The sequence below is a fragment of the Curvibacter soli genome, from assembly GCF_029211125.1.
GTDB classification, from domain to species: Bacteria; Pseudomonadota; Gammaproteobacteria; order Burkholderiales; family Burkholderiaceae_C; genus Curvibacter_A; species Curvibacter_A soli.
The window spans coordinates 1-21,434 of sequence record NZ_JARGEN010000039.1 but is presented as its reverse complement, the minus strand read 5'-3'; the positions used below and the strand labels follow the sequence as shown (position 1 = coordinate 21,434).

At 69.1% G+C, this 21,434-nt stretch carries 21 protein-coding genes and 1 pseudogene; 8 read left to right on the top strand and 14 right to left on the bottom strand.

Translation table 11 applies throughout. The annotated features are described in order from the left end of the window. Positions 1 to 78: 78 nt before the first annotated feature. From PY257_RS09880 to PY257_RS09865, 4 genes are all read right to left on the bottom strand, one after another. Positions 79 to 1,800 (bottom strand): cation:proton antiporter domain-containing protein, encoded by a 1,722-nt coding sequence (locus tag PY257_RS09880; protein ID WP_275741242.1) that lies wholly within the window; start codon positions 1,798 to 1,800, stop codon positions 79 to 81. Positions 1,801 to 1,956: 156 nt separating this feature from the next. Next, complete coding sequence (phbB, locus tag PY257_RS09875) at positions 1,957 to 2,694, bottom strand: acetoacetyl-CoA reductase (RefSeq protein ID WP_275741240.1); 738 nt, start codon at positions 2,692 to 2,694, stop codon at positions 1,957 to 1,959. Positions 2,695 to 3,002: 308 nt separating this feature from the next. Next, a complete protein-coding gene (locus PY257_RS09870; protein WP_275741239.1) occupies positions 3,003 to 4,181 on the bottom strand; it encodes an acetyl-CoA C-acetyltransferase in 1,179 nt (392 codons plus the stop codon). An 80-nt stretch (positions 4,182 to 4,261) separates the two neighbouring features. Then, entirely contained in the window at positions 4,262 to 5,953 is a 1,692-nt protein-coding gene (locus PY257_RS09865; protein WP_275741237.1) for a PHA/PHB synthase family protein, read from the bottom strand. Between the two features lie 83 nt (positions 5,954 to 6,036). On the opposite strand from PY257_RS09865, the gene PY257_RS09860 reads away from it, so the two are divergent. Beyond that, on the top strand, positions 6,037 to 6,315 hold the full coding sequence (locus PY257_RS09860) for a hypothetical protein (protein ID WP_275741235.1): 279 nt from the start codon (positions 6,037 to 6,039) through the stop codon (positions 6,313 to 6,315). On the opposite strand, the gene pgeF is transcribed toward PY257_RS09860, so the two are convergent. Both pgeF and maiA read right to left on the bottom strand, forming a co-directional pair. Further along, positions 6,235 to 7,005: a peptidoglycan editing factor PgeF gene (gene pgeF / locus PY257_RS09855; protein WP_419095685.1), complete on the bottom strand. Its 771-nt coding sequence runs from the start codon at positions 7,003 to 7,005 to the stop codon at positions 6,235 to 6,237. The genes PY257_RS09860 and pgeF overlap by 81 nt on opposite strands. Before the next feature lie 2 nt (positions 7,006 to 7,007). Continuing rightward, positions 7,008 to 7,673 (bottom strand): maleylacetoacetate isomerase, encoded by a 666-nt coding sequence (maiA, locus tag PY257_RS09850; RefSeq protein WP_275741320.1) that lies wholly within the window; start codon positions 7,671 to 7,673, stop codon positions 7,008 to 7,010. A 124-nt stretch (positions 7,674 to 7,797) separates the two neighbouring features. Here maiA and PY257_RS09845 point away from each other — a divergent pair, with 124 nt between their 5' ends. Next, on the top strand, positions 7,798 to 8,343 hold the full coding sequence (locus tag PY257_RS09845) for an NUDIX hydrolase (protein ID WP_275741318.1): 546 nt from the start codon (positions 7,798 to 7,800) through the stop codon (positions 8,341 to 8,343). A gap of 133 nt (positions 8,344 to 8,476) precedes the next feature. Here the strand turns inward: PY257_RS09845 and PY257_RS09840 are convergent, their stop codons facing one another. From PY257_RS09840 to PY257_RS09805, 8 genes are all read right to left on the bottom strand, one after another. After that, complete coding sequence (locus tag PY257_RS09840) at positions 8,477 to 9,103, bottom strand: Maf family protein (RefSeq protein WP_275741231.1); 627 nt, start codon at positions 9,101 to 9,103, stop codon at positions 8,477 to 8,479. 86 nt (positions 9,104 to 9,189) lie between these two features. Beyond that, entirely contained in the window at positions 9,190 to 9,384 is a 195-nt protein-coding gene (locus tag PY257_RS09835; RefSeq protein ID WP_275741228.1) for a hypothetical protein, read from the bottom strand. A 45-nt stretch (positions 9,385 to 9,429) separates the two neighbouring features. After that, positions 9,430 to 9,909 carry a 23S rRNA (pseudouridine(1915)-N(3))-methyltransferase RlmH gene (rlmH, locus tag PY257_RS09830; RefSeq protein WP_275741226.1) on the bottom strand — a complete coding sequence of 160 codons (480 nt, stop codon included), beginning with the start codon at positions 9,907 to 9,909 and terminating at the stop codon, positions 9,430 to 9,432. 12 nt (positions 9,910 to 9,921) lie between these two features. Next, positions 9,922 to 10,650 (bottom strand): ribosome silencing factor, encoded by a 729-nt coding sequence (gene rsfS, locus PY257_RS09825; RefSeq protein ID WP_275741224.1) that lies wholly within the window; start codon positions 10,648 to 10,650, stop codon positions 9,922 to 9,924. Further along, the gene (nadD, locus tag PY257_RS09820) at positions 10,650 to 11,312 is read right to left on the bottom strand and encodes a nicotinate-nucleotide adenylyltransferase (RefSeq protein ID WP_275741222.1); all 663 of its coding nucleotides are present in this window, start codon (positions 11,310 to 11,312) and stop codon (positions 10,650 to 10,652) included. The genes rsfS and nadD overlap by 1 nt, the downstream gene beginning before the upstream one ends. Further along, positions 11,303 to 12,235: an oxygen-dependent coproporphyrinogen oxidase gene (hemF, locus tag PY257_RS09815; protein WP_275741220.1), complete on the bottom strand. Its 933-nt coding sequence runs from the start codon at positions 12,233 to 12,235 to the stop codon at positions 11,303 to 11,305. The genes nadD and hemF overlap by 10 nt, the downstream gene beginning before the upstream one ends. A 211-nt stretch (positions 12,236 to 12,446) precedes the next feature. Further along, complete coding sequence (purD, locus tag PY257_RS09810; RefSeq protein WP_275741218.1) at positions 12,447 to 13,727, bottom strand: phosphoribosylamine--glycine ligase; 1,281 nt, start codon at positions 13,725 to 13,727, stop codon at positions 12,447 to 12,449. A gap of 37 nt (positions 13,728 to 13,764) precedes the next feature. Then, positions 13,765 to 14,484, bottom strand: coding sequence for a YebC/PmpR family DNA-binding transcriptional regulator (locus PY257_RS09805; protein WP_275741215.1), 720 nt, complete (start codon positions 14,482 to 14,484; stop codon positions 13,765 to 13,767). A 71-nt stretch (positions 14,485 to 14,555) separates the two neighbouring features. Between PY257_RS09805 and PY257_RS09800 the strand changes: the two genes are divergently transcribed. The 6 genes and pseudogenes from PY257_RS09800 to PY257_RS09775 form a co-directional block, all read left to right on the top strand. Continuing rightward, on the top strand, positions 14,556 to 16,052 hold the full coding sequence (locus tag PY257_RS09800) for a helicase HerA-like domain-containing protein (protein WP_275741212.1): 1,497 nt from the start codon (positions 14,556 to 14,558) through the stop codon (positions 16,050 to 16,052). Between the two features lie 36 nt (positions 16,053 to 16,088). Further along, on the top strand, positions 16,089 to 17,054 hold the full coding sequence (locus PY257_RS09795) for a threo-3-hydroxy-L-aspartate ammonia-lyase (RefSeq protein ID WP_275741210.1): 966 nt from the start codon (positions 16,089 to 16,091) through the stop codon (positions 17,052 to 17,054). A 313-nt stretch (positions 17,055 to 17,367) separates the two neighbouring features. Beyond that, on the top strand, positions 17,368 to 18,633 hold the full coding sequence (locus PY257_RS09790; RefSeq protein WP_275741208.1) for a GTP cyclohydrolase II: 1,266 nt from the start codon (positions 17,368 to 17,370) through the stop codon (positions 18,631 to 18,633). Then, positions 18,630 to 19,973 carry a URC4/urg3 family protein gene (locus PY257_RS09785; protein WP_275741206.1) on the top strand — a complete coding sequence of 448 codons (1,344 nt, stop codon included), beginning with the start codon at positions 18,630 to 18,632 and terminating at the stop codon, positions 19,971 to 19,973. The genes PY257_RS09790 and PY257_RS09785 overlap by 4 nt, the downstream gene beginning before the upstream one ends. Before the next feature lie 120 nt (positions 19,974 to 20,093). Continuing rightward, a complete protein-coding gene (gene upp, locus PY257_RS09780; protein WP_275741203.1) occupies positions 20,094 to 20,723 on the top strand; it encodes a uracil phosphoribosyltransferase in 630 nt (209 codons plus the stop codon). Positions 20,724 to 20,796: 73 nt separating this feature from the next. Next, a pseudogene (locus tag PY257_RS09775) lies at positions 20,797 to 21,369 on the top strand (BMP family ABC transporter substrate-binding protein); the annotation flags it as partial. Positions 21,370 to 21,434: the final 65 nt, after the last annotated feature.

The following is a 21,434-nucleotide window of genomic DNA, read 5'->3' as shown; positions in this document are numbered from 1 at the left end:
CAGCACTGCGCTAGGCCAGTCGCTATCGAATAGATAGCATCCAGCGCTTGTTTCGCCTGCGCTGGAGGCATTTTTCATCTACAGAATCCCCGGCATCGTGGCACGGGTCGGCGCGTGCGTGGAGCGCTCCAGCACGTGGCGCACCATGGACTGCGCCAGCTCCTCCTCCGCCAGGAAGATGCGGCCCAGGTTCTCGCGCTCCATGAGCCGCGCCTCCTCCTCGCCGTGGGCGCGCACGGCGGTCTCGATGCCGGGGTTGAGCATGCGCGTGGCGGCAACCATCTGGCGCACGTGCAGCGTGTCGGGGATGGCGATGACGAGCATGCGCGCGCGCGCGATGTGCGCCTGGATCAGCACCGCCTGGTCCGCCGCGTCGCCCGACACCGCGGCGCGGCCCTCGGCGCGCAGGCGCTCCACGATGTCGCGGTTCTGGTCGACCACGACGAACGGCAGGTCGTGCGCGGCCAGCGCGTCGGCGATACGCTGTCCGACCCGGCCGTAGCCCACCAGCACCACCTGGCGGGCCAGAAAGCGCTGGTCGGTGGTCATGGGCAGCTCGGCCAGCGGGTCGTCGCGCAACTCCAGCCGCCGCGCCAGCCCGGAATTCTCGCTGAGCCACCTCTGCAGCGGCACCACCGCGCGGAACAGCAGCGGGTTGAGCGCGATGGAGATCAGCGCGCCCGCCAGCACCAGGCTCTGACCCTCCTTGGGCAGCAGGCCCAGCGTGCCGCCCAGGCCGATCAGGATGAACGAGAACTCGCCGATCTGCGCCAGGCTGGCCGAGATGGTGAGCGCCGTGCCCAGCGGGTAGCGGAAGGCCAGCACCAGCGCCGCGGCGGCGATGGTCTTGCCGAGCATGATGATGGCGATCACCGCCAGCGTCTGCCATGGATGTTGCACCACCACCCACGGGTCGAACAGCATGCCCACCGAGACGAAGAACAGCACGGCGAAGGCGTCGCGCAGCGGCAGCGATTCCTCCGCCGCGCGGTGGCTGAACTCCGACTCGCGCAGCACCATGCCGGCGAAGAACGCGCCGAGCGCGAACGACACGCCGAACAGCGCCGAGGCCGCGTAGGCGATGCTCACCGCCGCAGCCGCCACGCAGAGCGTGAACAGCTCGCGCGAGCCGGTGCGCGCGGCCTGCCACAGCACCCACGGGAACAGCCGCCGCCCCACCACGAGCATCGACAGCACGAAGCCGCCCACCTGCAGCAGCGTGATGCCGAGCGAGCGCCACAGCGCGTCGGTGCCCGCGCCATCGCCTTTGCCGCCCAGCCAGCCGGCCAGCGGCGGCAGCAGCACCAGCACCAGCACCATGGCGAGGTCTTCCACCACCAGCCAGCCCACGGCCACGCGGCCCGTGAAAGAATCCAGGATGCCCAGGGTTTCGAGCGCGCGCAGCAGCACTACGGTGCTGGCCACCGACAGCGACAGCCCGAACACCAGCGCGCCACCCGGGTTCCAGCCCCAGAGCAGCGCTACGCCGGTGCCCAGCAGCGTGGCGGCCAGCATCTGCACCAGCGCGCCGGGCACGGCGATCCAGCGCACGGCCAGCAGATCGCTGAGCGAGAAATGCAGGCCCACGCCAAACATCAGCAGCATCACGCCGATCTCGGCGAGCTGCTTGGCGATCTCCGCGTCGGCCACGAAGCCCGGCGTGGACGGGCCGATCAGGATGCCCGCCACCAGGTACCCCACCAGCGCGGGCAGCCGCAGCTTGGCCGCCACGAAGCCGAGCAGCAGTGCCAGCCCAAGGCCGGCGGCGATGATGTGGATCAGGGCGACGTTGTGCGGCATGGACCGGGCTCCTCCGCAGGGGGATATGCGCGGCAGGCACTGCCGCGGCGGCGCTGCCCGGCGCCGCCACCGGGGCATGGACCGTTATAACCGCATTCGCCGGACGGCGCGGCAGGAAAGCAAGCCCGTCCGCCCGCGCCGGGCGGAGAAGCCCCGTCAGCCCATGTGCAGGCCGCCGTTGACGGAGAAGTCCGCCCCCGTGGAGTAGCCGCTTTCGTCCGATGCCAGCCAGGCGATGATGGAGGCGATCTCGCCGGGCTCGCCCAGGCGCTTGACGGGAATGGTGCTGACGATCTTGTCGATCACGTCCTGGCGGATGGCGCGAACCATGTCGGTGCCGATGTAGCCGGGGCTCACGGTGTTGACCGTCACGCCCTTGCCGGCCAACTCCTGCGCCAGCGCCATCGTGAAGCCGTGCATGCCGGCCTTGGCGGCGGAATAGTTGGTCTGTCCGGCCTGGCCCTTCTCGCCGTTCACGGACGAGATGTTGATGATGCGGCCCCAGCCTTTTTCCACCATGTCGTCCACGACCTGCTTGGTCACGTTGAACATGCTGTTGAGGTTGGTTTCGATGACCGCCGTCCACTCCTCGGGCGTCATCTTGAGGAACATGCGGTCGCGCGTGATGCCCGCGTTATTGACCAGTACGTCGATGCTGCCGTGCTCTTTCCGGGCAAGAGTGAACGCCTCGACGGTGGAATCCCACGACCCGACGTTGCCGACCGAGGCGTGGAACTCGTAGCCCAGCGCATGCTGCTCGGCCAGCCATTTGGGGTAGTCGCGCGTGGGGCCGCAGCCCGCGATGACCTTGAAGCCCTCTTTGTGCAGGCGCTGGCAAATCGCGGTTCCGATACCGCCCATGCCGCCGGTGACGTATGCGACTTTCTGGCTCATTTTGATGCTTTCCGAAGATATGTGGTGACTGCCGTGCCCGCGAGGGCCATGCAAATACTGTACCGGATAGAACGCCCCGACGTCCTCAGGAAAACACGGAGCGTTGACGCGGCACGGCGATGCGGCTCACCGTTCGGGGCCCGCACGCACACGGCCCAGGCCGTTTTCCGAGCGACGCTTGAACCTGGAAACGCAGCCCACGAAGCCGAGTACACGGAAATCACAACACTCCCTGGTGGTCCAGCGGCGAAACGCGGCAGCGGTTGTGCGGCTGCTGCCGCCTGCCGCACGCACGGCGCCCCGGTTGCTCAGCGCTCGATCGTGAGCGCCACCCCCATGCCGCCGCCGATGCACAGCGAGGCCAGGCCCTTCTTCGCGTCGCGGCGCTGCATCTCGTGCAGCAGCGTGACCAGGATGCGGCAGCCCGAGGCGCCGATGGGATGGCCGATGGCGATGGCGCCGCCGTTGACGTTGACCTTGCCCACGTCCCAGCCCATTTCCTGGTGCACGGCGCAGGCCTGGGCGGCGAAGGCTTCGTTGATCTCCAGCAGATCCAGGTCGGCGGAAGTCCAGCCCGCGCGGCGCAGCGCCTTGGTGGATGCCGGCACCGGGCCCATGCCCATGTAGGCCGGGTCCAGGCCGCTGGTGGCATAGCTGGCGATGCGGCCCAGCGGCTTCAGGCCCAGTGCGTCGGCGGTGCGCGCGGTCATCACCATCACGGCGGCGGCGCCGTCGTTGATGCCCGAGGCATTGCCCGCCGTCACGCTGCCTTCCTTGTCGAAGGCAGGCCGCAGGCCGGCGAGCGCCTCGGCGCTGGTCTTGCGGTTGATGTATTCGTCGGTGTCGAACAGCAGCGGCTCACCCTTCTTCTGTGGGATGGGCACGGGCACGATCTCGTCCTTGAACCTGCCAGCCTCCTGCGCCGCGACGGCCTTGCGCTGCGAATCCAGCGCCATTTCGTCCTGCTGCGCGCGGCTGATGCCGTACTTCCTGGCCACGTTCTCGGCGGTGATGCCCATGTGGTACTGGTTGTAGACGTCCCACAGGCCGTCGACGATCATGCTGTCGGCGAGCTTCCAGTCGCCCATGCGCTGGCCATCGCGCGAATGTGGCAGTACGTGCGGCGCGGCGCTCATGTTCTCCTGGCCGCCGGCGATCACGACCTCGCTGTCGCCGGTTGCCACAGCCTGCGCCGCCAGCATGACGGCCTTGAGGCCCGAACCGCAGACGGCGTTGATGGTCAGGCCCGGCGTCTGGTGCTGCAGCTTGGCGCCCAGCAGCGCCTGGCGGGCCGGGTTCTGCCCCACGCCCGCGGCCAGCACCTGGCCCATGATGACCTCGCCGATCTGCTCGTCCCCCACGCCGGTACGGTTCAGCAGTGCGCGGATCACGGTGGCGCCGAGCGCCGTGGCGGGGATGCCGGCCAGGCTGCCGCCGAACTTGCCTACAGCGGTGCGGGCGGCCCCGACGATGACGATGTCTTCCATATGGCGTCTTTCTTTGTCGTTGATTTGTCGTTGCGATGCAAGCTGCGGGGATTGCCCCTCGTTGCGGTCCGGGCCATGCATCAGGCTTTTTGCCGCACGTAGCGGCCCGGCGCAGCCTCGATGGGCTCGGCACCGTATGACTTCGGCGCGGCAACCTGCCTGCCGGCATGCGCCTTGAGCCAGGCGGCCCAGTCGGGCCACCAGCTCCCGGGGTGCTCCTGCGCGCCCTGCAGCCACTGCGCCAGCGTGGGCGGTAGCTTGCCGTCTGGGCGCAGCCAGTGGCTGCGCTTGTTCTTCGATGGAGGGTTGATCACGCCCGCGATGTGGCCCGAAGCCCCCATCACGAAGCGCTTGGGGCCCGGCAGGCATTGCGTGGATGCATAGGCCCCCCCGCCATGCATGCCGATGGGCACGATGTGATCCTCGCGCGAGCCGTAGATGTAGACGGGAATATCGACCTTGCGCAAATCCACCTTCTGCCCGCAAACCACCGCGCGGCCCGGCTTGACGAGGTTGTTCTCGAAATACGTGTTGCGCAGGTACCAGGCGTAGAACGGCCCGGGCAGGTTGGTGGAGTCGCTGTTCCAGTACAGCAGGTCGAAGGCCGGCGGCGTCTCGCCCTTGAGGTAGTTGCCCACCACGTAGTTCCACACCAGGTCGTTGGGCCGCAGGAAGCTGAAGGCGGATGCCAGCTCCTGCCCCTTGAGCAGCCCGCCCTCGCCCAGTTGCATCTCGCGGAAGCGCACGAACGCCTCGTCGATGAACACGTCGAGCACTCCGGTGTCGCTGAAGTCGAGGAAGGTGGTGAGGAAGGTGGCCGAGGCCACGGGTTTCTCGCCGCGCGCCGCCAGCACCGCCAGCGCCGTGCCAAGCAGCGTGCCGCCGACGCAGAAGCCCAGCGCGTTGATGGCGTCGGCGCCCGTCAGCGCGCGCACGCGCTCGACGGCCTCGATCACTGCGTCCTGCACGTAATCGTCCCAGGTCTTGTCGGCCAGCGATTCGTCCGGGTTGCGCCAGCTCACGACGAAGGTGCGGTGGCCCTGCTCCACCGCGTAGCGGATCAGCGAGTTGTCGGGTTGCAGGTCGAGGATGTAGTACTTGTTGATGCACGGCGGCACCAGCAGCAGCGGGCGCTGGTACACCCGGGGCGTGAGCGGCTTGTATTCGATGAGCTGGAACAGCGGGTTCTCGAACACCACGGCGCCCTCGGTGGTGGCAACGTTGCGTCCGACCTCGAACAGGCTCTCGTTGGTCTGGCTCACGTGGCCCTGGCGCAGGTCGTGCAGCAGGTTGCGCACGCCCTGGGCGATGCTCTCGCCATGGGTTTCTATGGCGCGCTGCTGCGCGTCCGCGTTGCCGGCCAGGCTGTTGCTCGGCGCCAGCGCCGCCGCCCACTGCTCCACCGCGAAGCGGATGCGCGCGCGCGTCTTGTCGTCCGCCTCCACGGCGTCGGCCAGGGCCAGCAACGTGCGCGTGTTGAGGGAGTAGACCGCTGCCGAGAACGCAGCCACCGGGTTGTGCGCCCAGGCCGGGCCGCTGAAGCGGCGGTCGTGGCTCACGGGGTTGCCGCGCAGGCACTCGTTCCACAACGCGGCAGCCTCTTCGACGTATTGCAGGCGCAGGGCTTCGGCCTTGGCCGGCGGCACGAAGGGCGGCTGGGTGCCCGTGGTCGGCAGCAGATGCTGGAGTGCATCCAGCGCCTGCTTCCACCCGTCTTCCATGGTCCGCTGGAATTGCTGGGCGCCTTGGGCCCAGGCCGCATTGGAATGCACGAGCGCTGTCTCCTTGCTGAATGTAGTGCCGCAGCATGCTGCGCGACATGTATACCATTGTTGCAGAGCCTTTGGAGCATGTCATGCACTTGGTTGTCATTGCCTGGCTGTACGTGACCGCGATGATGGCCGTCGCCGAGGCGGCGAGCCCGCAGGGGAGCCTGCTGGGCGCGGCGGTCACGTTCGTGCTGTATGGCCTGCTGCCGCTGGCCATCGTGGTTTATGTGCTGGGCACGCCCGCGCGCCGCCGCGCCCGGCGCGCGCGCCGGGCGCCTGCGCCCTCACTCGCGCCAGACGCAGGCGGCGAAGCGGCCCGCGCCGCCGAGGGCGGGCACGTCGCGCCGGTACGAGAAGAACCGTAGCGGATTCGCCACCGTGCACCACGCGGGGCCGCCGTCGTTGCCATGGACCGCCGCGACGCCCGCCGCGCGCAGCCGCCGCCGCGCCAGCGCGGGCAGGTCGGCCAGCCACTTGCCCGCATGCGCGGCGTGCGGCGCGAAGCACGCGGCGGCCGCGGCATCGTGCCGCGTGAAGGCATCGCGCACCTCCGGCCCCACCTCGAAGGCGCTGGGGCCGATGCAGGGCCCGAGCCATGCGATGCATTCGCCACCGGCGCCCAGCGCTCCGGCCACCGCCTCCAGCACGCCGCCGGCCAGCCCGCGCCAGCCCGCGTGCGCCGCGCCCACGGCAGTGCCGTCGCCGCGCGCAAATAGCACGGGCAGGCAATCGGCCACCATGATGGTGCAGGCCACGCCTGGCCGGTGCGCGGTGCAGCCGTCGGCCTGCGTGCCGTCGGGCGTGCCGGGGGCGAGTTCCACCACCTGCGTGCCATGCACCTGCCGCAGAAAGACCGGCCCGGGCACCACGCCGCGCAGCAACTCGCGGTTGGCGCGCACCGCCTCGGGCGCGTCGCCCACGTGGTCGCCGAGGTTCAGGCTGTCGCGCGGAGCCGCGCTGGCGCCGCCCGCGCGCGTGGTGCACAGCGCGCGCACGCCGGGTGGCGCGGGCCAGTTGGGCACCAGCCAGTCCGCAATGGCGGCAGGCCGCGCCATGGTCATTGCGCGTCCGGACAAGCCGCCGGGTGGGCCTGCTGGAACGCCGGCAGCGCCATGCAGGCCGCATATGCGGCCATCGTGCGCTCCAGGCCGGACAGATCCACGCCGAAGCGCTGCGCGTTGAAGATCTGCGGCGCCAGGCAGCAATCGGCCAGCGTGGGCTGCTCGCCATAGCACAGCCTCGATGGCGGCAGCCCCACGGCGGCCCGCGCCTCGGCCAGCAGGACCAACTGGCGCTCGAACGCCTCCAGCCCGCCGCGCACCCAGTGGTGATACCACGCCGTCTTGGCGGCCTCGTCCACGCCGACCTCCCGCGTCAGGTACTTCAGCACGCGCAGGTTGTTGAGGGGGTGGATCTCGCAGGCCACGATCTGCGCCAGCGCGCGCACGCGGGCTCGGCCCAGGGCATCGGGCGGCAGCAGCGGCGGCGCGGGCCAGGTTTCGTCGATGTATTCGATGATGGCCATCGACTGGCCCATGCGCGTGCCATCGTCTAGCTCCAGCAGGGGCACCAGGGTGTCGGCGGCCAGCGCGCTGTAGGGCGGCTGCCGGTGCTCGCCGCGCACCAGATGCACGGGCAGGTAGGTGTAGGCGATCTGCTTGACCTGCAGTGCGATGCGCACGCGGTACGACGCCGAGGAGCGGAAATAGCTGTAGAGCTTCATGGAGACACCAAGGATAGCGCGTTCCGTGCCGCCGCCCGGTAGACTCCATGCCATGCAGCATTCCGCCCCCGCGCAGCCGCCCGCGCCCGACTCGCCCGGCCCCTTGCAGCCGCCGCCGGTTGTCATGGGCCGCACGCCCATCCGCCACTGCCGCAACTGCGGCGCCGCCGTGGCGTACCGTATCCCCGACGACGGCGACACGCGCGAGCGCGCCGTGTGCCCGCAGTGCCACACCATCCATTACGAAAACCCGCTCACCGTGGTGGGCACGGTGCCGGTGCTGGGGCAGAAGGTGCTGCTGTGCAAGCGCAACATCGAGCCGCGCTGGGGCAAATGGACGCTGCCCGCAGGCTTCATGGAGCTGGGCGAAACCACCGCCGAGGGCGCGCAGCGCGAGACCGACGAGGAGGCCGGCGCGCAGATCGAGATGGGCCGCCTGTTCACGCTGCTGAGCGTGCGGCGCGTGGGCCAGGTGCACCTGTTCTATCTGGCGCGGCTGCTAGACGACAGCTTCTACCCGGGCCACGAAACCATCGAGGCGAAGCTGTTCGCCGAGGACGAGATTCCGTGGGACGAGCTGGCTTTCCGTACGGTGCGCACCACGCTCGAATGCTATTTCGCCGACCGCAAGGCGGGCGCGTTCTCGCTGCACCATCTGGACATCGAGTAAACCTGGAAACGGCAGGTGCATAGCGCTCTCACCCACGAGGTGAACGCCATCGAAGCCGGCAACGCTCGATTGCATGCGGCCTGGCAAGGGATACGAAGCGGTCAACTGCCGTTTCCAGGGTAAACCTTCGCCATCAAACAGCGAAGCCTGCGGCGCGCAGCAACTGCGCCGTCTCGTACAGGGGCAGGCCCATGATGCCCGAGTAGCTGCCGCTCATATGGGCGATATGGGCCGCCGCCCTGCCCTGCACCGCATAGGCTCCGGCCTTGCCCATGGGCTCGCCGGAATCCACGTAGGCGCCGATCTGCGCGGGCGTGAGCGGGGCGAAGCGCACCTGCGACACGCTGAGTGCCTGCAGCCGCTTGGTGCCGCGCTGCAGCGCCACGGCGGTCAGCACGCGGTGCGTGGTGCCCGACAGCTCGCCCAGCATGCGCGCCGCGTCCGCCGCGTCGGCGGGCTTGCCATAGATGCGCCGGCCCAGCGCCACCGTGGTGTCGGAGCACAGGATGGGCGCGTCGGCCAGCCCGCGCCTTGCGCGGCGCGCCATGGCGGCGTCGAGCTTCAGGCCCGTGACGCGCTCCACGTAGGCGGCGGGCGCTTCGTTCTTCAGCACGGCCTCGATGGCCTCGGCATCTTCCTGCACGTCGCCCGGCACCTCGCCGGACACATTGGGCAGCAGCAGTTCGTGGCGCACGCCGAGCTGGTCGAGCAGCTGGCGGCGGCGCGGGCTTTGGGAGGCGAGGTAGATGAAACCGGTCATGGATGGTGAATTCTTATAAGCCAAATCGGCCCCCAGCGCTTTACCTACCTGCGGTGGCAGCTATCGATACAGGAGCAATACCCCGATCATCCTGGAAACGGCGGTTGGATGCGCCTGCCGGTGCCGTGATCGGGGTGCCAGGCAAGACGCGACGACGCGGCGGGCTTGGTGCCCGCAAGGAGGAGCAACGCCGCATGGCGCGCCGAGCGCGGTGCTGGCAGGTGCATGGCGCTCTCACCCACGAGGTGAACCCCATCGGCGCCGTCAACGCTCGATTGCATGCGGCTTGTCAAGGAATACAAAGCGGTCAACTGCCGTTTTTAGGATCATTCCCGGTGGTACGGGTGGCCGGCGTTGACGGACCAGGCGCGGTAGAGCTGCTCGACGAGCAGCACGCGCGCCATGGCGTGCGGCAGGGTCATGTCGGACAGGCGGATGCGCTCGTGCGCGGCCTGGCGCAATGCGGGTTCCAGCCCGTCGGGCCCGCCGATCACGAGCGCCACGTCGTCGCCGCCCTGCTGCCAGTCGCGCAGCCGCGCGGCGAGCGCCAGGGTGGTGAGGGCGGTGCCGCGCTCGTCGAGCGCCACGATGCGCGCGCCGCGGTTCGTGCCGGAATGGATGGCCGCCTCGATGCGCTCGCGCTCGGCGGCAAGCAGTGTGCCCTGCGACTTGGCGCCGCGCGGCTCGGTCTTGACGGTGCGGATGTCCACGCGCAGTTCGGGCGGGAAGCGCTTGGCATAGTCGTCGCAGGCCGTCTGCGCCCATTCGGGCATGCGCTGGCCGACGGCGACGATGACCAGCTTCATGGCGCGCGGGCCTCAGCGCGCGGCGGGTTTGCGCGTGGCGGTCTTCCTGGCGGCAGATTTGGCTGCGGGCTTGGCGGCGCTCTTCTTGGTCGCCAACTTCTTGGTCGCCAACTTCTTGGTCGCGGGCTTCACCACCAGTGTCTTCATGGCCTTGGCGGGAGCCGTGGGCTTGGGGGCGGCGGCCTTCTTGGCAACCGTCCTGCCGGCAGGCTTGGCAGCGCTTTTCTTCACGGGCGCGGCCTTGGTCACGGGTGCGGCCTTGGTTTTGGCCTTGGGCTTGTCCTGCGCCTTGGGCGCGGCAGCCGCCTTCTTCGCCGCGGGTTTGCGCGGCGCGGGCTTCTCGGCCGCCACGGGCTTGGGCGCGCCGAGCTTCAGGCGCACCGGCATGTCGCCCCAGATCTCCTCGAGGTGGTAGTACTGGCGGATGGCCGGCTGCATGATGTGCGCCACGGCCTGGCCGCAGTCCACGATGATCCACTCGCCGTTCTCCTCGCCCTCCACGCGCGGCTTGGGAAAGCCGGCGCCGCGCACCGCGTCGCGCACGCTCGCGGCCAGCGCCTTGGTCTGGCGGTTGGAGGTGCCCGAGGCGATGATCACGCGCTCGAACAGCGGCGACAGGTGCTCGGTGTCGAAGACCTGAATATCCTGCCCCTTCACGTCCTCCAGGCCATCGACGATGGCGCGCTGGAGCTTCTGGGTATCTTTCTTGGTGGCGGATTCCGATTGGAGGAGTGTCGTCATCAGGCGGTCTGGTAGAGGTGATGTCGTTCAATATAGCGCGCAACGGCGCAGGGAACCAGTTGGTCGATTCCCATGCCCTGCGCAATGCGGCTGCGGATGTCGGTGGCGCTCACGTCGGTGGGCGGCAGGTGCAGGCGCAGGCAGCGCGCCTGCGGCAGATTCTTGATGCCAAATGGGCCTGCAGCGCTTGTTCCATCTGCGCGTGCAGCTACCGAAATTATAGCGATGCGCGCTATGTCGCCGACGCGGTGCCAGGTGTGCAGCGCATCGGCCTGGTCGGCGCCGATCACGAGGTAGAGCTGCGCGGCGGGATGTTCGGCCTGCAGCTCCTCCAGCGTGTCGATGGTGTAGGTAGGGCCCCGGCGCGCGATTTCACGCCCGTCCACCACGGTATGCGGCAGGCCGGCGAAGGCCAGTTGCGTCATCGCCAGCCGCTGTTTCGCCGGGCTCAGCGCGCGCGGCTTGTGCCAGGCCTGGCCCGTGGGCAGCACGTGCAGCGCGTCGAGCCCGATCTGCTCGACGGCGCAGCGCGCCACCGCAACGTGGGTGCGGTGCGGGGGGTCGAACGCGCCGCCATACACGCCGATGCGCAATTGCGCAGCCGGCGCTTCTTCTGCCTTGCCGATGCGCTCCCCGGCACTGGCGGGCGGGCTCACACCCATTCGCGGCGCACCAGATAGCGGCGGGCCAGCTCGGCCTCGGGCGAGCCGGGCTCCACGGGCCGCTGGTAGGCCCACGCGGCCAGCGGCGGCATGGACAGCAGGATGGATTCGGTGCGCCCGCCCGACTGCAGGCCGAAATGCGTGCCGCGGTCCCACACCAAATTGAATTCGACGTAGCGGCCCCGGCGATAGAGCTGGAACGCGCGTTCGCGCTCGCCATGGGGCATGCCCGCGCGGCGCTCCACGATGGGCAGGTAGGCCCCCAGGAAGGCATCGCCCACGGCCTGCGTCATCTCCATGCTGCGCGCGAAGCCCAGTTCGGCGAAGTCGTCGAAGAAGATGCCGCCCACGCCGCGCTGCTCGCCGCGGTGCTGCAGGTAGAAATATTCGTCGCACCACTGCTTGAAGCGCGGGTACAGGTGCGCGCCGAAGGGCGCGAGCGCAGCGCGGCAGGCATGGTGGAAATGCACGGCATCCTCGTCGAAGCCATAGAACGGCGTCAGATCCATGCCGCCGCCGAACCAGCACACGGGCGCGCCACCGGCGGGCGTGGCGGCGATCATGCGCACGTTCATGTGCACCGTGGGCACATAGGGATTGCGCGGGTGGAAAACCAGCGACACGCCCAGGGCCTCGAAGGGCGCGCCGGCCAACTCGGGCCGATGCTGGGTGGCGGAAGGCGGCAGCCGTGGCCCCCGCACGTGCGAGAAGCCGCAGCCCGCGCGCTCGAACACGCGCCCGCCTTCGAGGATCATGGTCACGCCGTCGCCCTGCAGCGCCTCGCCGGGCGGCTTGTGCCAGGGGTCGGACAGGAAGGCGGCGGCACCCTCGCCCGCCGCCTCGATGGCTGCCAGCGCGCCGGTGATGCGCCGCTGCAAGCCGAGCAGCCAGCCGCGCATGTCGTCCATGGATGAAGTCATCATTGGTAAAACAGGGCTTGAAACCGGCGCGCGCCCATCCAGCGGCACCCGCAGGCCCGACTTTGCCGGCCTGCCGGGTGTGCCCACTTGCGGGGGCGAGGGCCGCGGCTCCAAGCCTGCCCGCGCAGGCGCGGACGGTCCGCAGGAGCAGCCGCCTCTGGTGGCCGCATGGAGCGGCTGCACGCGGCAGCGTGCGCTGCTTCGGGGGTGAGCGTCATTTCACCGCGCGATGGCCGATGTCGTGGCGGTACTGCATGCCGTCGAAGTGGATGCCGCGCACCACCTCGTAGGCGCGGTGCTGCGCCTGGCGCACGCTTTCGGCCAGCGCGGTCACGCACAGCACGCGCCCGCCGCTGGTGGCGATGCTGCCGTCGGCCTGCCGCACCGTGCCGGCGTGGAAGACCATGGCGTCGTCGGTATCGGCAGGCAGGCCGGTGATGGTGTCGCCCTTGCGCGGGTCGAACGGGTAGCCGTGCGCGGCCAGCACTACGCCCAGCGCGGTGCGGCGGTCCCATTGCAGTTCCACCTGGTCGAGCCTGCCGTCCACGGCGGCGCCCAGCACCTCCGCCAGGTCGCTCTTGAGCCGCATCAGGATGGGCTGCGTCTCGGGGTCGCCCATGCGGCAGTTGAACTCCAGCGTCTTCGGATGGCCCTGGGCGTCGATCATCAGGCCGGCGTAGAGGAAGCCCGTGTACGGAATACCGTCCTGCTCCATGCCGCGGATGGTGGGCAGGATCACCTCGCGCATGGCGCGCGCGTGCACGTCGGCGGTGACCACCGGCGCGGGCGAATAGGCGCCCATGCCGCCCGTGTTGGGGCCCTGGTCGCCGTCCAGCAGGCGCTTGTGATCCTGGCTGGTGGCCAGCGCGGTCACGTTCTTGCCGTCGCAGAGCACGATGAAGCTGGCTTCCTCGCCCTGCAGGACCTCCTCGATGACGACGCGCGCACCGCCATCGTTGTGCACCACGCCCAGTCTGTTGCCGAGCAGCATGAAGTCGATGGCCTCGTGCGCCTCGGCCAGCGTCAGGGCCACCACCACGCCCTTGCCCGCGGCCAGGCCGTCGGCCTTGACGACGATGGGCGCGCCCTTGCGGTCCACGTACGCATGCGCCGCTGCCGCATCGGTGAACGTCTGGTATTCGGCGGTAGGAATGCCGTGGCGCTGCATGAAGTCCTTGCTGAACGCCTTGGAACTTTCGAGCTGCGCGGCGGCCTTGGTGGGGCCGAAGATGCGCAGGCCATGGGCGCGGAACTCGTCCACCACGCCGGCGGCCAGCGGCGCCTCGGGGCCGACCACGGTCAGCGCGACTTTCTCGGCCTGGGCCCATGCGCGCAGCGCCGCCGGGTCGGTGACGGGCACGTTGGCGAAGTGCTCGTCGCGCGCCGTGCCGCCGTTGCCGGGCGCCACATAGACCTGCGTGACGCGCGGCGACTGGCGCAGCTTCCAGGCCAGCGCATGCTCGCGGCCGCCGCCGCCGATGACGAGAACCTTCATGCGGGCCTCCGGTTGCAAACGTTGTCGCGGCGCATGGTCAGATGGCAGCGTTGTGGAAGACCTCTTGCACGTCGTCGAGGTCCTCCAGTATGTCGATGAGCCTCTGCATGCGCGCGGCGTCGTCGCCTTCGAGGTCGATGGTGTTCTCCGCGCGCATCGTCACCTCGGCCACCTCGGGCTTCAGGCCCGCGGCTTCGAGCGCGTCGCGCACGGCCTCGAAGCCGGCGGGCGGCGCCAGCACTTCGATGGCACCGTCCTCGTCGGCGATGACGTCTTCGGCGCCGGCCTCCAGCGCCACTTCCATCACCTTGTCCTCGCTCGTGCCGGGGGCGAACACGAGCTGGCCCACATGCCTGAACTGGAACGCCACCGAGCCCTCGGTGCCCATGTTGCCGCCGTACTTGCTGAACGCATGGCGCACCTCGGCCACAGTGCGCACGCGGTTGTCGGTCATGGTGTCCACGATGATGGCGGCGCCGCCGATGCCATAGCCCTCGTAGCGGATTTCCTCGTACGTCACGCCTTCGAGGTTGCCCGTGGCCTTGTCGATGTTGCGCTTGATGGTGTCGGCGGGCATGTTGGCCGCCTTGGCCTTGTCCACGGCCAGACGCAGGCGCGGGTTGGCGTTCAGGTCGCCACCACCAGCGCGGGCGGCCACCATGATTTCGCGGATGACGCGCGTCCACACCTTGCCGCGCTTTTCATCCTGGCGCCCCTTGCGGTGCTGAATATTCGCCCATTTACTGTGTCCAGCCACGGGAAATTCCTTCTGTCTTGATTTAACCTTGGAGCCTGATTTTACTTTTGCCCCTTGCCGCGGGAGTTTCCATGACCGAACCACTGCTGATCGCCAAGCACGGCAGCGCCGAATGCTTTCTGCTGCCCGGCTTGGCCAACCGCCATGGCCTTATCACCGGCGCCACCGGCACCGGCAAGACGGTGACGCTGCAAACGCTCGCCGAAGGCTTCTCGAAGATCGGCGTGCCGGTGTTCATGGCCGACGTGAAGGGCGACCTGACCGGCATCAGCCAACAGGGCAGCTTGGCGCCAAAGCTGGCCGCCACGCTGGCCGAGCGCGGATTGCCCGCGCCCGTGCCGCTGGCCTGCCCGGCCACGCTGTGGGACGTGTTCGGCGAGCAGGGCCACCCGGTGCGCGCCACCGTCTCCGACATGGGGCCGCTGCTGCTGGCGCGCATGCTGGACCTCAACGACACCCAGGCCGGCGTGCTGAACCTGGTGTTCAAGATCGCCGACGACAACGGCCTGCTGCTGCTCGACCTGAAGGACCTGCGCGCGATGCTGCAATACATCGGCGACAACGCCAGCCAGTTCACCACCCAGTACGGCAACATCAGTGCCGCCAGCGTGGGCGCCATCCAGCGCGGGCTGATGCAGATCGAAAGCCAGGGAGGCGACAAGTTCTTCGGCGAGCCGATGCTCAATATCAGTGACTTCATGCAGTCGGTGGGCGGCAAGGGGGTGGTGAACATCCTGGCCGCCGACAAGCTCATGAACGCGCCGCGCCTCTATGCCACCTTCCTGCTGTGGATGCTCTCCGAGCTGTTCGAGCAGTTGCCCGAGATCGGCGACCCCGAGAAACCCAAGCTGGTGTTCTTCTTCGATGAAGCGCACCTGCTGTTCAACGAGGCGCCCAAGGTGCTGGTCGAGCGCATCGAGCTGGTGGTGCGCCTGGTGCGCTCCAAGGGCGTGGGGGTGTACTTCGTCACCCAGAACCCGCTGGACATCCCCGACACGGTGCTGGCGCAACTGGGCAACCGCGTGCAGCACGCACTGCGCGCCTTCACCCCGCGCGACCAGAAGGCGGTGAAGGCCACGGCCACCACCATGCGCCAGAACCCCGGGCTGGACATCGAGCGCGCCATCACCGAACTGGCCGTGGGCGAGGCGCTGGTGAGCCTGCTCGACGAGAAGGGCCGCCCCGGCGTGACCGAGCGCGTCTACGTACTGGTGCCGGGCAGCCAGATCGGCACCATCACGCCACAGCAGCGGCAGACGCTGATCGCGGGCTCGCTGGTGGCGGGCGTGTACGAGAAAACCATGGACCGCGAATCGGCCTACGAGAAGCTCCGGGCCCGCACGCAAAGCACATCCACTGCCGCGCCCAGACCCGGAGCGGCGCCGGAAGGCCCGGGCATGGGCGGCGTACTCAACGACCTGCTGTTCGGCGCCACCGGCCCGCGCGGCGCCAAGCACGACGGCCTGGTGCAGACCATGGCCAAGTCGGCGGTGCGCACCATGGGCACGTCCGTGGGCAAGGAGATATTGCGCGGCGTGCTGGGTGGCATCTTCGGCGGCAAGCGCTGACCCTTGCGCCGCCATCTTTCGTCCCAAGGAGTCCCCATGCCGCCTACCCTGCCCACCTACGACGACGTAGCAGCCGCCGCGCGGCGCCTGCAAGGCCATGCCCAGCGCACGCCCGTGCGGCGCTCGCGCATGGCCGACGCGCTGCTCGGCGCCCAGGTGTTCTTCAAGTGCGAGAACTTCCAGCGCGCAGGCTCCTTCAAGTTCCGCGGCGCCTTCAACGCGCTCTCGCAGTTCAGCGACGCGCAGCGCAAGGGCGGCGTGCTGGCGTTCTCCTCGGGCAACCACGCGCAGGCCGTCGCACTGTCGGCGCGCCTGCTCGACATCCCCGCCGTGATCGTCATGCCCGAGGACGCGCCCGCCGCCAAGCTCGCTGCCACGCGCGAATACGGCGCCCAGGTGGTCACCTACGACCGCGTCAAGGAAGACCGTGAAGCCATCAGCCGCCGGCTGGCCGCGGAGCGTGGCATGACGCTGCTGCCGCCGTTCGACCACCCGCACATCATCGCCGGCCAGGGCACGTCGGCCATGGAGCTGATCGAGGAAACCGGTCCGCTCGACCACCTGTTCGTCTGCCTCGGCGGCGGCGGACTGCTGTCGGGCTGCGCACTGGTCGCGCGCGCCCGGAGCCCCGGCTGCCAAGTCTGGGGCGTGGAGCCCGAAGCCGGCAACGACGCCCAGCAGTCGCTCGCCAAGGGCGAAATCGTGCGCATCCCCGTGCCCCAGACCATCGCCGACGGCGCGCAGACGCAGGCGCTGGGCAACCTCACCTTCGCCATCCTGCGGCGCGACGTGGACGGCATCCTCACCGCCAGCGACGCGCAATTGGTCGAGGCCGTGCGTTTCTTCGCCGAACGCATGAAGATGGTGGTCGAGCCCACGGGCGCGCTGGCCTATGCGGGCGCCCGCCACGGCGGGCTGGAACTGGCCGGCAAGCGCGTGGGCATCATCATCAGCGGCGGCAACGTGGACCTGGGGCGGCTGGCGCGCTTCCTCACCGACTAGTGCAGTGTTCGATGCTTGGCGGCACCAATAAAAGCGATGCGTTTTGGCGCAGGGCAAGGCGCAAACCACGGCGATCACAGCGATAGCCGTCGCTATCGCGAGGATTTGCAACGCCGCCATGCGGCAAAAGGCGCGGTTTCATGTGCTGCTTGGCGTTGAACACTGCACACCGGCGCGCCGAGGGTTGTCGGCCAAGGCGCACCCGCTGGGCACTCCAGCGTGGCACCGTTCTTGCGTGTATTTTGACCAGATGGTCAACACGCCTTGCCAGGCCCGTCCGGCATCGCTACATTGCATTTTTTGAGGACACGTCATGTCTGCTGAAGTTGCCGCCTCCCCCGCCGCTCCGCGCCATATCCGGCTCACGTCGCACAGCGGCGGCCTGGGCGCCCTGCCTATCCACTGGGGCGCGGCCACCGCCGCCGAGCGCGGGCCCGTGGTGGGCACCACGACGAGGCGCGCGCACCGCAACGTGATCGGCACGCACAGCGGCAGCTACAGCGTGTACCGGGCGCTGGCCGTGGCCGCCGGAGCGCTGAACCCGCAGCACAGGGCCGACCTGACCAACACCTCGCCCACCGACGTGATCGGCCCCTACCCGCAGTGGAGCGAATCCGGCAGGATCGTGAGCCTCGACCCCTGGGGCGCCATGGTGGCCGACGTGTTTTCGACCGAACTGGCGGCGGGCTACGACATCCGCCCCACCATCGCCGTGACCAAGGCGCACGTGATCCTGCCCGAGGTCATCGAGGCGCTGCAGAAGGGCCGGCTGAAGGCCGACGGCAAATTCCTCACCGAAGGCGGCGCGGCCCTGGTGACCAAGGCCGCCATCGAGCCCGTGTGGTGGCTGCCCGGCGTGGCGCAGCGCTTCGGCTGCAGCGAAACCGACCTGCGCCGCGTGCTGTTCGAGGAAACCGGCGGCATGTACCCCGAACTGGTCACGCGTTCCGACCTGGAGGTGTTTTTGCCGCCCATCGGCGGGCAGACCATTTACATCTTCGGCAACCCGCAGGACCTGGCCAACCCCGCGGTCGAGTTGACCGCGCGCGTGCACGACGAATGCAACGGCTCGGACGTGTTCGGCTCCGACATCTGCACCTGCCGGCCCTACCTCACGCACGCCATCGAGGAATGCATACAGGGCGCGCAGCGCGGCGGCGTGGGGCTGGTGGCCTATTCGCGCAAGGAAGGCCGCGCCCTCGGCGAGGTGACCAAGTTCCTGGTCTACAACGCGCGCAAGCGCCAGGTGGGCGGCGACACGGCGGACCAGTATTTCGCCCGCACCGAATGCGTGGCCGGGGTGCAGGACATGCGGTTCCAGGAACTGATGCCCGACGTGCTGCACTGGCTGGGCGTGAAGAAGATCCACCGCCTGGTCTCGATGAGCAACATGAAGTACGACGCCATCACCGGCTCCGGCATCGAGGTGGGCGAGCGCGTCAACATTCCCGACGAGTTGGTACCCGCCGACGCGCGCGTGGAGATCGACGCCAAGATGGCCGCCGGCTACTTCACGCCCGGCCATGTGCCCGATGCGGAAGAACTCAAGCAGGTCAAGGGCCGAGGGCTCGGCGAATGACCCGCGCACCCACCGCACCCGACCCCGACCCCGTCTGCGCCTCCGCCGTCTCCGCCTTCTCCGCCGACGACCCCGCGGCGCTGGCCGCCACGCCCGGCGATGCCGCCGCGCTGCTGGCCACCACGCGCGAAGTGCGCCGCCGCGCCCAGGCGCTGCTGGCGCACGCCCGCGCCGGCCAGTCGCGCTGGTTCACGGTCTGCGACACGGCCATGCCCGCCGCCGTGAATGCCGTGGTGGAGGCCACGCACCGCCGCTACCCCGGTGGCGCCATACCCTTCCACAGCCGCTGGCGCCACTTCGAGGCCGGCGGCGTGGACCGCCGCGCGCAGCTCGATGCGCTGCTGGGCAGCGCGCTGCCGCCCGAACGCGCACGCGCGCAGATCGATCTCGCCGTGGCGAGCGTGCTGCTCGACGCGGGCGCCGGGCCGCAATGGCGCTACACCGAAAACGCCACGGGCAAGACTTTCGCGCGCTCCGAAGGGCTGGGCGTGGCCAGCTTCCACGCCTTCACCGCAGGCCTGTTCTCCAGCGACCCTCGCAACCCCCTGCGGGTGGATGCGCAGGGCCTGCGCGCCCTGGACGCCGACCGGCTGGCGCAGGCGCTGCAGGTGCGCGGCGACAATCCGCTGGTGGGCCTGGAGGGCCGCGCCACGCTGCTGCGCCGCCTGGGCGAAGTGCTGTCCGAGGACGCCGCGAACTTCGGCGAGGAAGGCCGCCCCGGCCACATCTTCGACGAGCTCAGCGGCACCGACCACCACGCCGTGCCGCCCACCGCGCAAGTGCAGGCGCACGACATCCTCTCCACGCTGCTGCAGTCGCTGGGCCCCATCTGGCCGGCGCAGAACGCGATCGGCGGCGCGCAAGGGGCCACCGCCTATCTGGGCGACTGCTGGCGCCACCCCGAAGCACGCGGGCCGGGCCTGTCGGATGGCTGGATGCCGTTCCACAAGCTCTCGCAGTGGCTCACCTACTCGCTGCTGGAGCCGTTCGAGTGGGCCGGCGTGAAGGTGCGCGGACTCGACCAGCTCACCGGCCTGCCCGAATACCGCAACGGCGGCCTGTTCCTCGACGCCCGCGTGCTCGAACCCAGGGACGCCAGCCTGCCCGAGCAGCGCCTGCACGCGGGCGACGAACCCATCGTGGAATGGCGCGCCCTCACCGTCGCGCTGCTCGACGAGCTGGCGCCGCTGGTGCGCACGCAACTGGGCCTGAGCGAGGCGCAGATGCCGCTGGCCTGCGTGCTCGAAGGCGGCACCTGGGCCGCGGGGCGCGAATTGGCACAGCGCTTGCGTGGCGGTACGCCGCCGCTGAACATCGAGAGCGACGGCACTGTTTTCTGATCACGACTTCCGCAAAACGGGTCCGGGCTAGACGCCTGCCCTTTGGTCGCAATGGCTGGCGCGGCCTTGTTTGCGCAAGTCCTACCGATTTTTGGCAACCTGGAGAGGACAAGAACCACAATGGGCAACGTACACGTCATCGACCACCCGCTGGTGCAGCACAAGCTCACGCTGATGCGTCGCAAGGATGCCTCCACCAACAGCTTCCGCCGCCTGCTGGGCGAGCTGGCCATGCTGATGGCCTACGAAGTCACGCGCGACATGCCGATGCAGGAAATCGACATCGAGACCCCGCTGGAGGCCATGAAGAGCAAGGTGATCGACGGCAAGAAGCTGGTGCTGGTCTCCATCCTGCGCGCGGGCAACGGCATCCTCGAAGGCATGCTCAGCGTGGTGCCTGGCGCGCGCGTGGGCCACATCGGCCTGTACCGCGACCCCAAGACGCTCACCGCCGTCGAGTACTACTTCAAGATGCCCTCCGAGATGCATGAGCGCGACGTGGTGGTGGTGGACCCGATGCTCGCCACCGGCAATTCCGCCGTCGCGGCGGTGGATCGCCTGAAGGAGCTGAACCCCAAGTCCATCAAGTTCGTCTGCCTGCTCGCCGCGCCCGAGGGCGTGGCCACGCTGCAGGCCGCGCACCCGGACGTGCCGATCTACACCGCCGCCATCGACCGCCAGCTCAACGACCACGGCTACATCCTGCCCGGCCTGGGCGATGCCGGCGACCGAATTTTCGGTACCAAATAGCCCCGCAGCGCAGGCAAAACCTGCGATTGCAGCTATGAAAAATATAGTCAACCAACCCTGAGGACCGTTAACCATGAGCACCCGCCGCTTCTTCACCGGCCACCTGCTGGCCACCTCGCTGGCCATCGCCGGCGCCCTGGCCGCAACCCCTGGCATGGCCTTCGCGCAAGCCAAACTCAAGGTCGCCGCCATCTACACCGTACCGTTCGAGCAGCAGTGGGTGAGCCGCATCCACCTGGCGCTCAAGGCCGCCGAGGCGCGCGGCGAGATCGCGTACCAGGCCACCGAGAACGTCTCCAACGCCGACTACGAGCGCGTGATGCGCGAATACGCCAACGCGGGCAACCAGCTCGTCTTCGGCGAGATCTTCGGCGTCGAGGCCGCCGCGCGCAAGGTAGCCAAGGACTTCCCCAAGACCGCGTTCGTCATGGGATCCTCGGGCAAGCCGCAGGCGCCCAACCTCAGCGTGTTCGACAACTACATCCAGGAGCCCGCCTACCTGACCGGCATGATTGCGGGCGGCATGACCAAGACCAACAAGATCGGCATGGTCGGCGGCTTCCCGATCCCCGAAGTCAACCGCCTGATGAACGCCTTCATGGCCGGCGCCAGGGAAGTGAACCCGAAGGTGGAGTTCAGCATCACTAGGACTTACGCAAAAGCCATGGAGAGCGATGGACTTCTGAGTTCCTGACGCAAGTAGTCTGACAG

Coding starts and splice junctions, on each gene's coding strand:
- PY257_RS09880 (WP_275741242.1), bottom strand. CDS start 1,800: ATGCCGCACAACGTCGCCCTGATCCACATCATCGCCGCCGGCCTTGGG.
- phbB (WP_275741240.1), bottom strand. CDS start 2,694: ATGAGCCAGAAAGTCGCATACGTCACCGGCGGCATGGGCGGTATCGGA.
- PY257_RS09870 (WP_275741239.1), bottom strand. CDS start 4,181: ATGGAAGACATCGTCATCGTCGGGGCCGCCCGCACCGCTGTAGGCAAG.
- PY257_RS09860 (WP_275741235.1), top strand. CDS start 6,037: ATGCACTTGGTTGTCATTGCCTGGCTGTACGTGACCGCGATGATGGCC.
- pgeF (WP_419095685.1), bottom strand. CDS start 7,005: ATGGCGCGGCCTGCCGCCATTGCGGACTGGCTGGTGCCCAACTGGCCC.
- maiA (WP_275741320.1), bottom strand. CDS start 7,673: ATGAAGCTCTACAGCTATTTCCGCTCCTCGGCGTCGTACCGCGTGCGC.
- PY257_RS09845 (WP_275741318.1), top strand. CDS start 7,798: ATGGGCCGCACGCCCATCCGCCACTGCCGCAACTGCGGCGCCGCCGTG.
- PY257_RS09840 (WP_275741231.1), bottom strand. CDS start 9,103: ATGACCGGTTTCATCTACCTCGCCTCCCAAAGCCCGCGCCGCCGCCAG.
- PY257_RS09835 (WP_275741228.1), bottom strand. CDS start 9,384: ATGCAATCGAGCGTTGACGGCGCCGATGGGGTTCACCTCGTGGGTGAG.
- rlmH (WP_275741226.1), bottom strand. CDS start 9,909: ATGAAGCTGGTCATCGTCGCCGTCGGCCAGCGCATGCCCGAATGGGCG.
- rsfS (WP_275741224.1), bottom strand. CDS start 10,650: ATGACGACACTCCTCCAATCGGAATCCGCCACCAAGAAAGATACCCAG.
- nadD (WP_275741222.1), bottom strand. CDS start 11,312: ATGGGTGTGAGCCCGCCCGCCAGTGCCGGGGAGCGCATCGGCAAGGCA.
- hemF (WP_275741220.1), bottom strand. CDS start 12,235: ATGATGACTTCATCCATGGACGACATGCGCGGCTGGCTGCTCGGCTTG.
- purD (WP_275741218.1), bottom strand. CDS start 13,727: ATGAAGGTTCTCGTCATCGGCGGCGGCGGCCGCGAGCATGCGCTGGCC.
- PY257_RS09800 (WP_275741212.1), top strand. CDS start 14,556: ATGACCGAACCACTGCTGATCGCCAAGCACGGCAGCGCCGAATGCTTT.
- PY257_RS09795 (WP_275741210.1), top strand. CDS start 16,089: ATGCCGCCTACCCTGCCCACCTACGACGACGTAGCAGCCGCCGCGCGG.
- PY257_RS09790 (WP_275741208.1), top strand. CDS start 17,368: ATGTCTGCTGAAGTTGCCGCCTCCCCCGCCGCTCCGCGCCATATCCGG.
- PY257_RS09785 (WP_275741206.1), top strand. CDS start 18,630: ATGACCCGCGCACCCACCGCACCCGACCCCGACCCCGTCTGCGCCTCC.
- upp (WP_275741203.1), top strand. CDS start 20,094: ATGGGCAACGTACACGTCATCGACCACCCGCTGGTGCAGCACAAGCTC.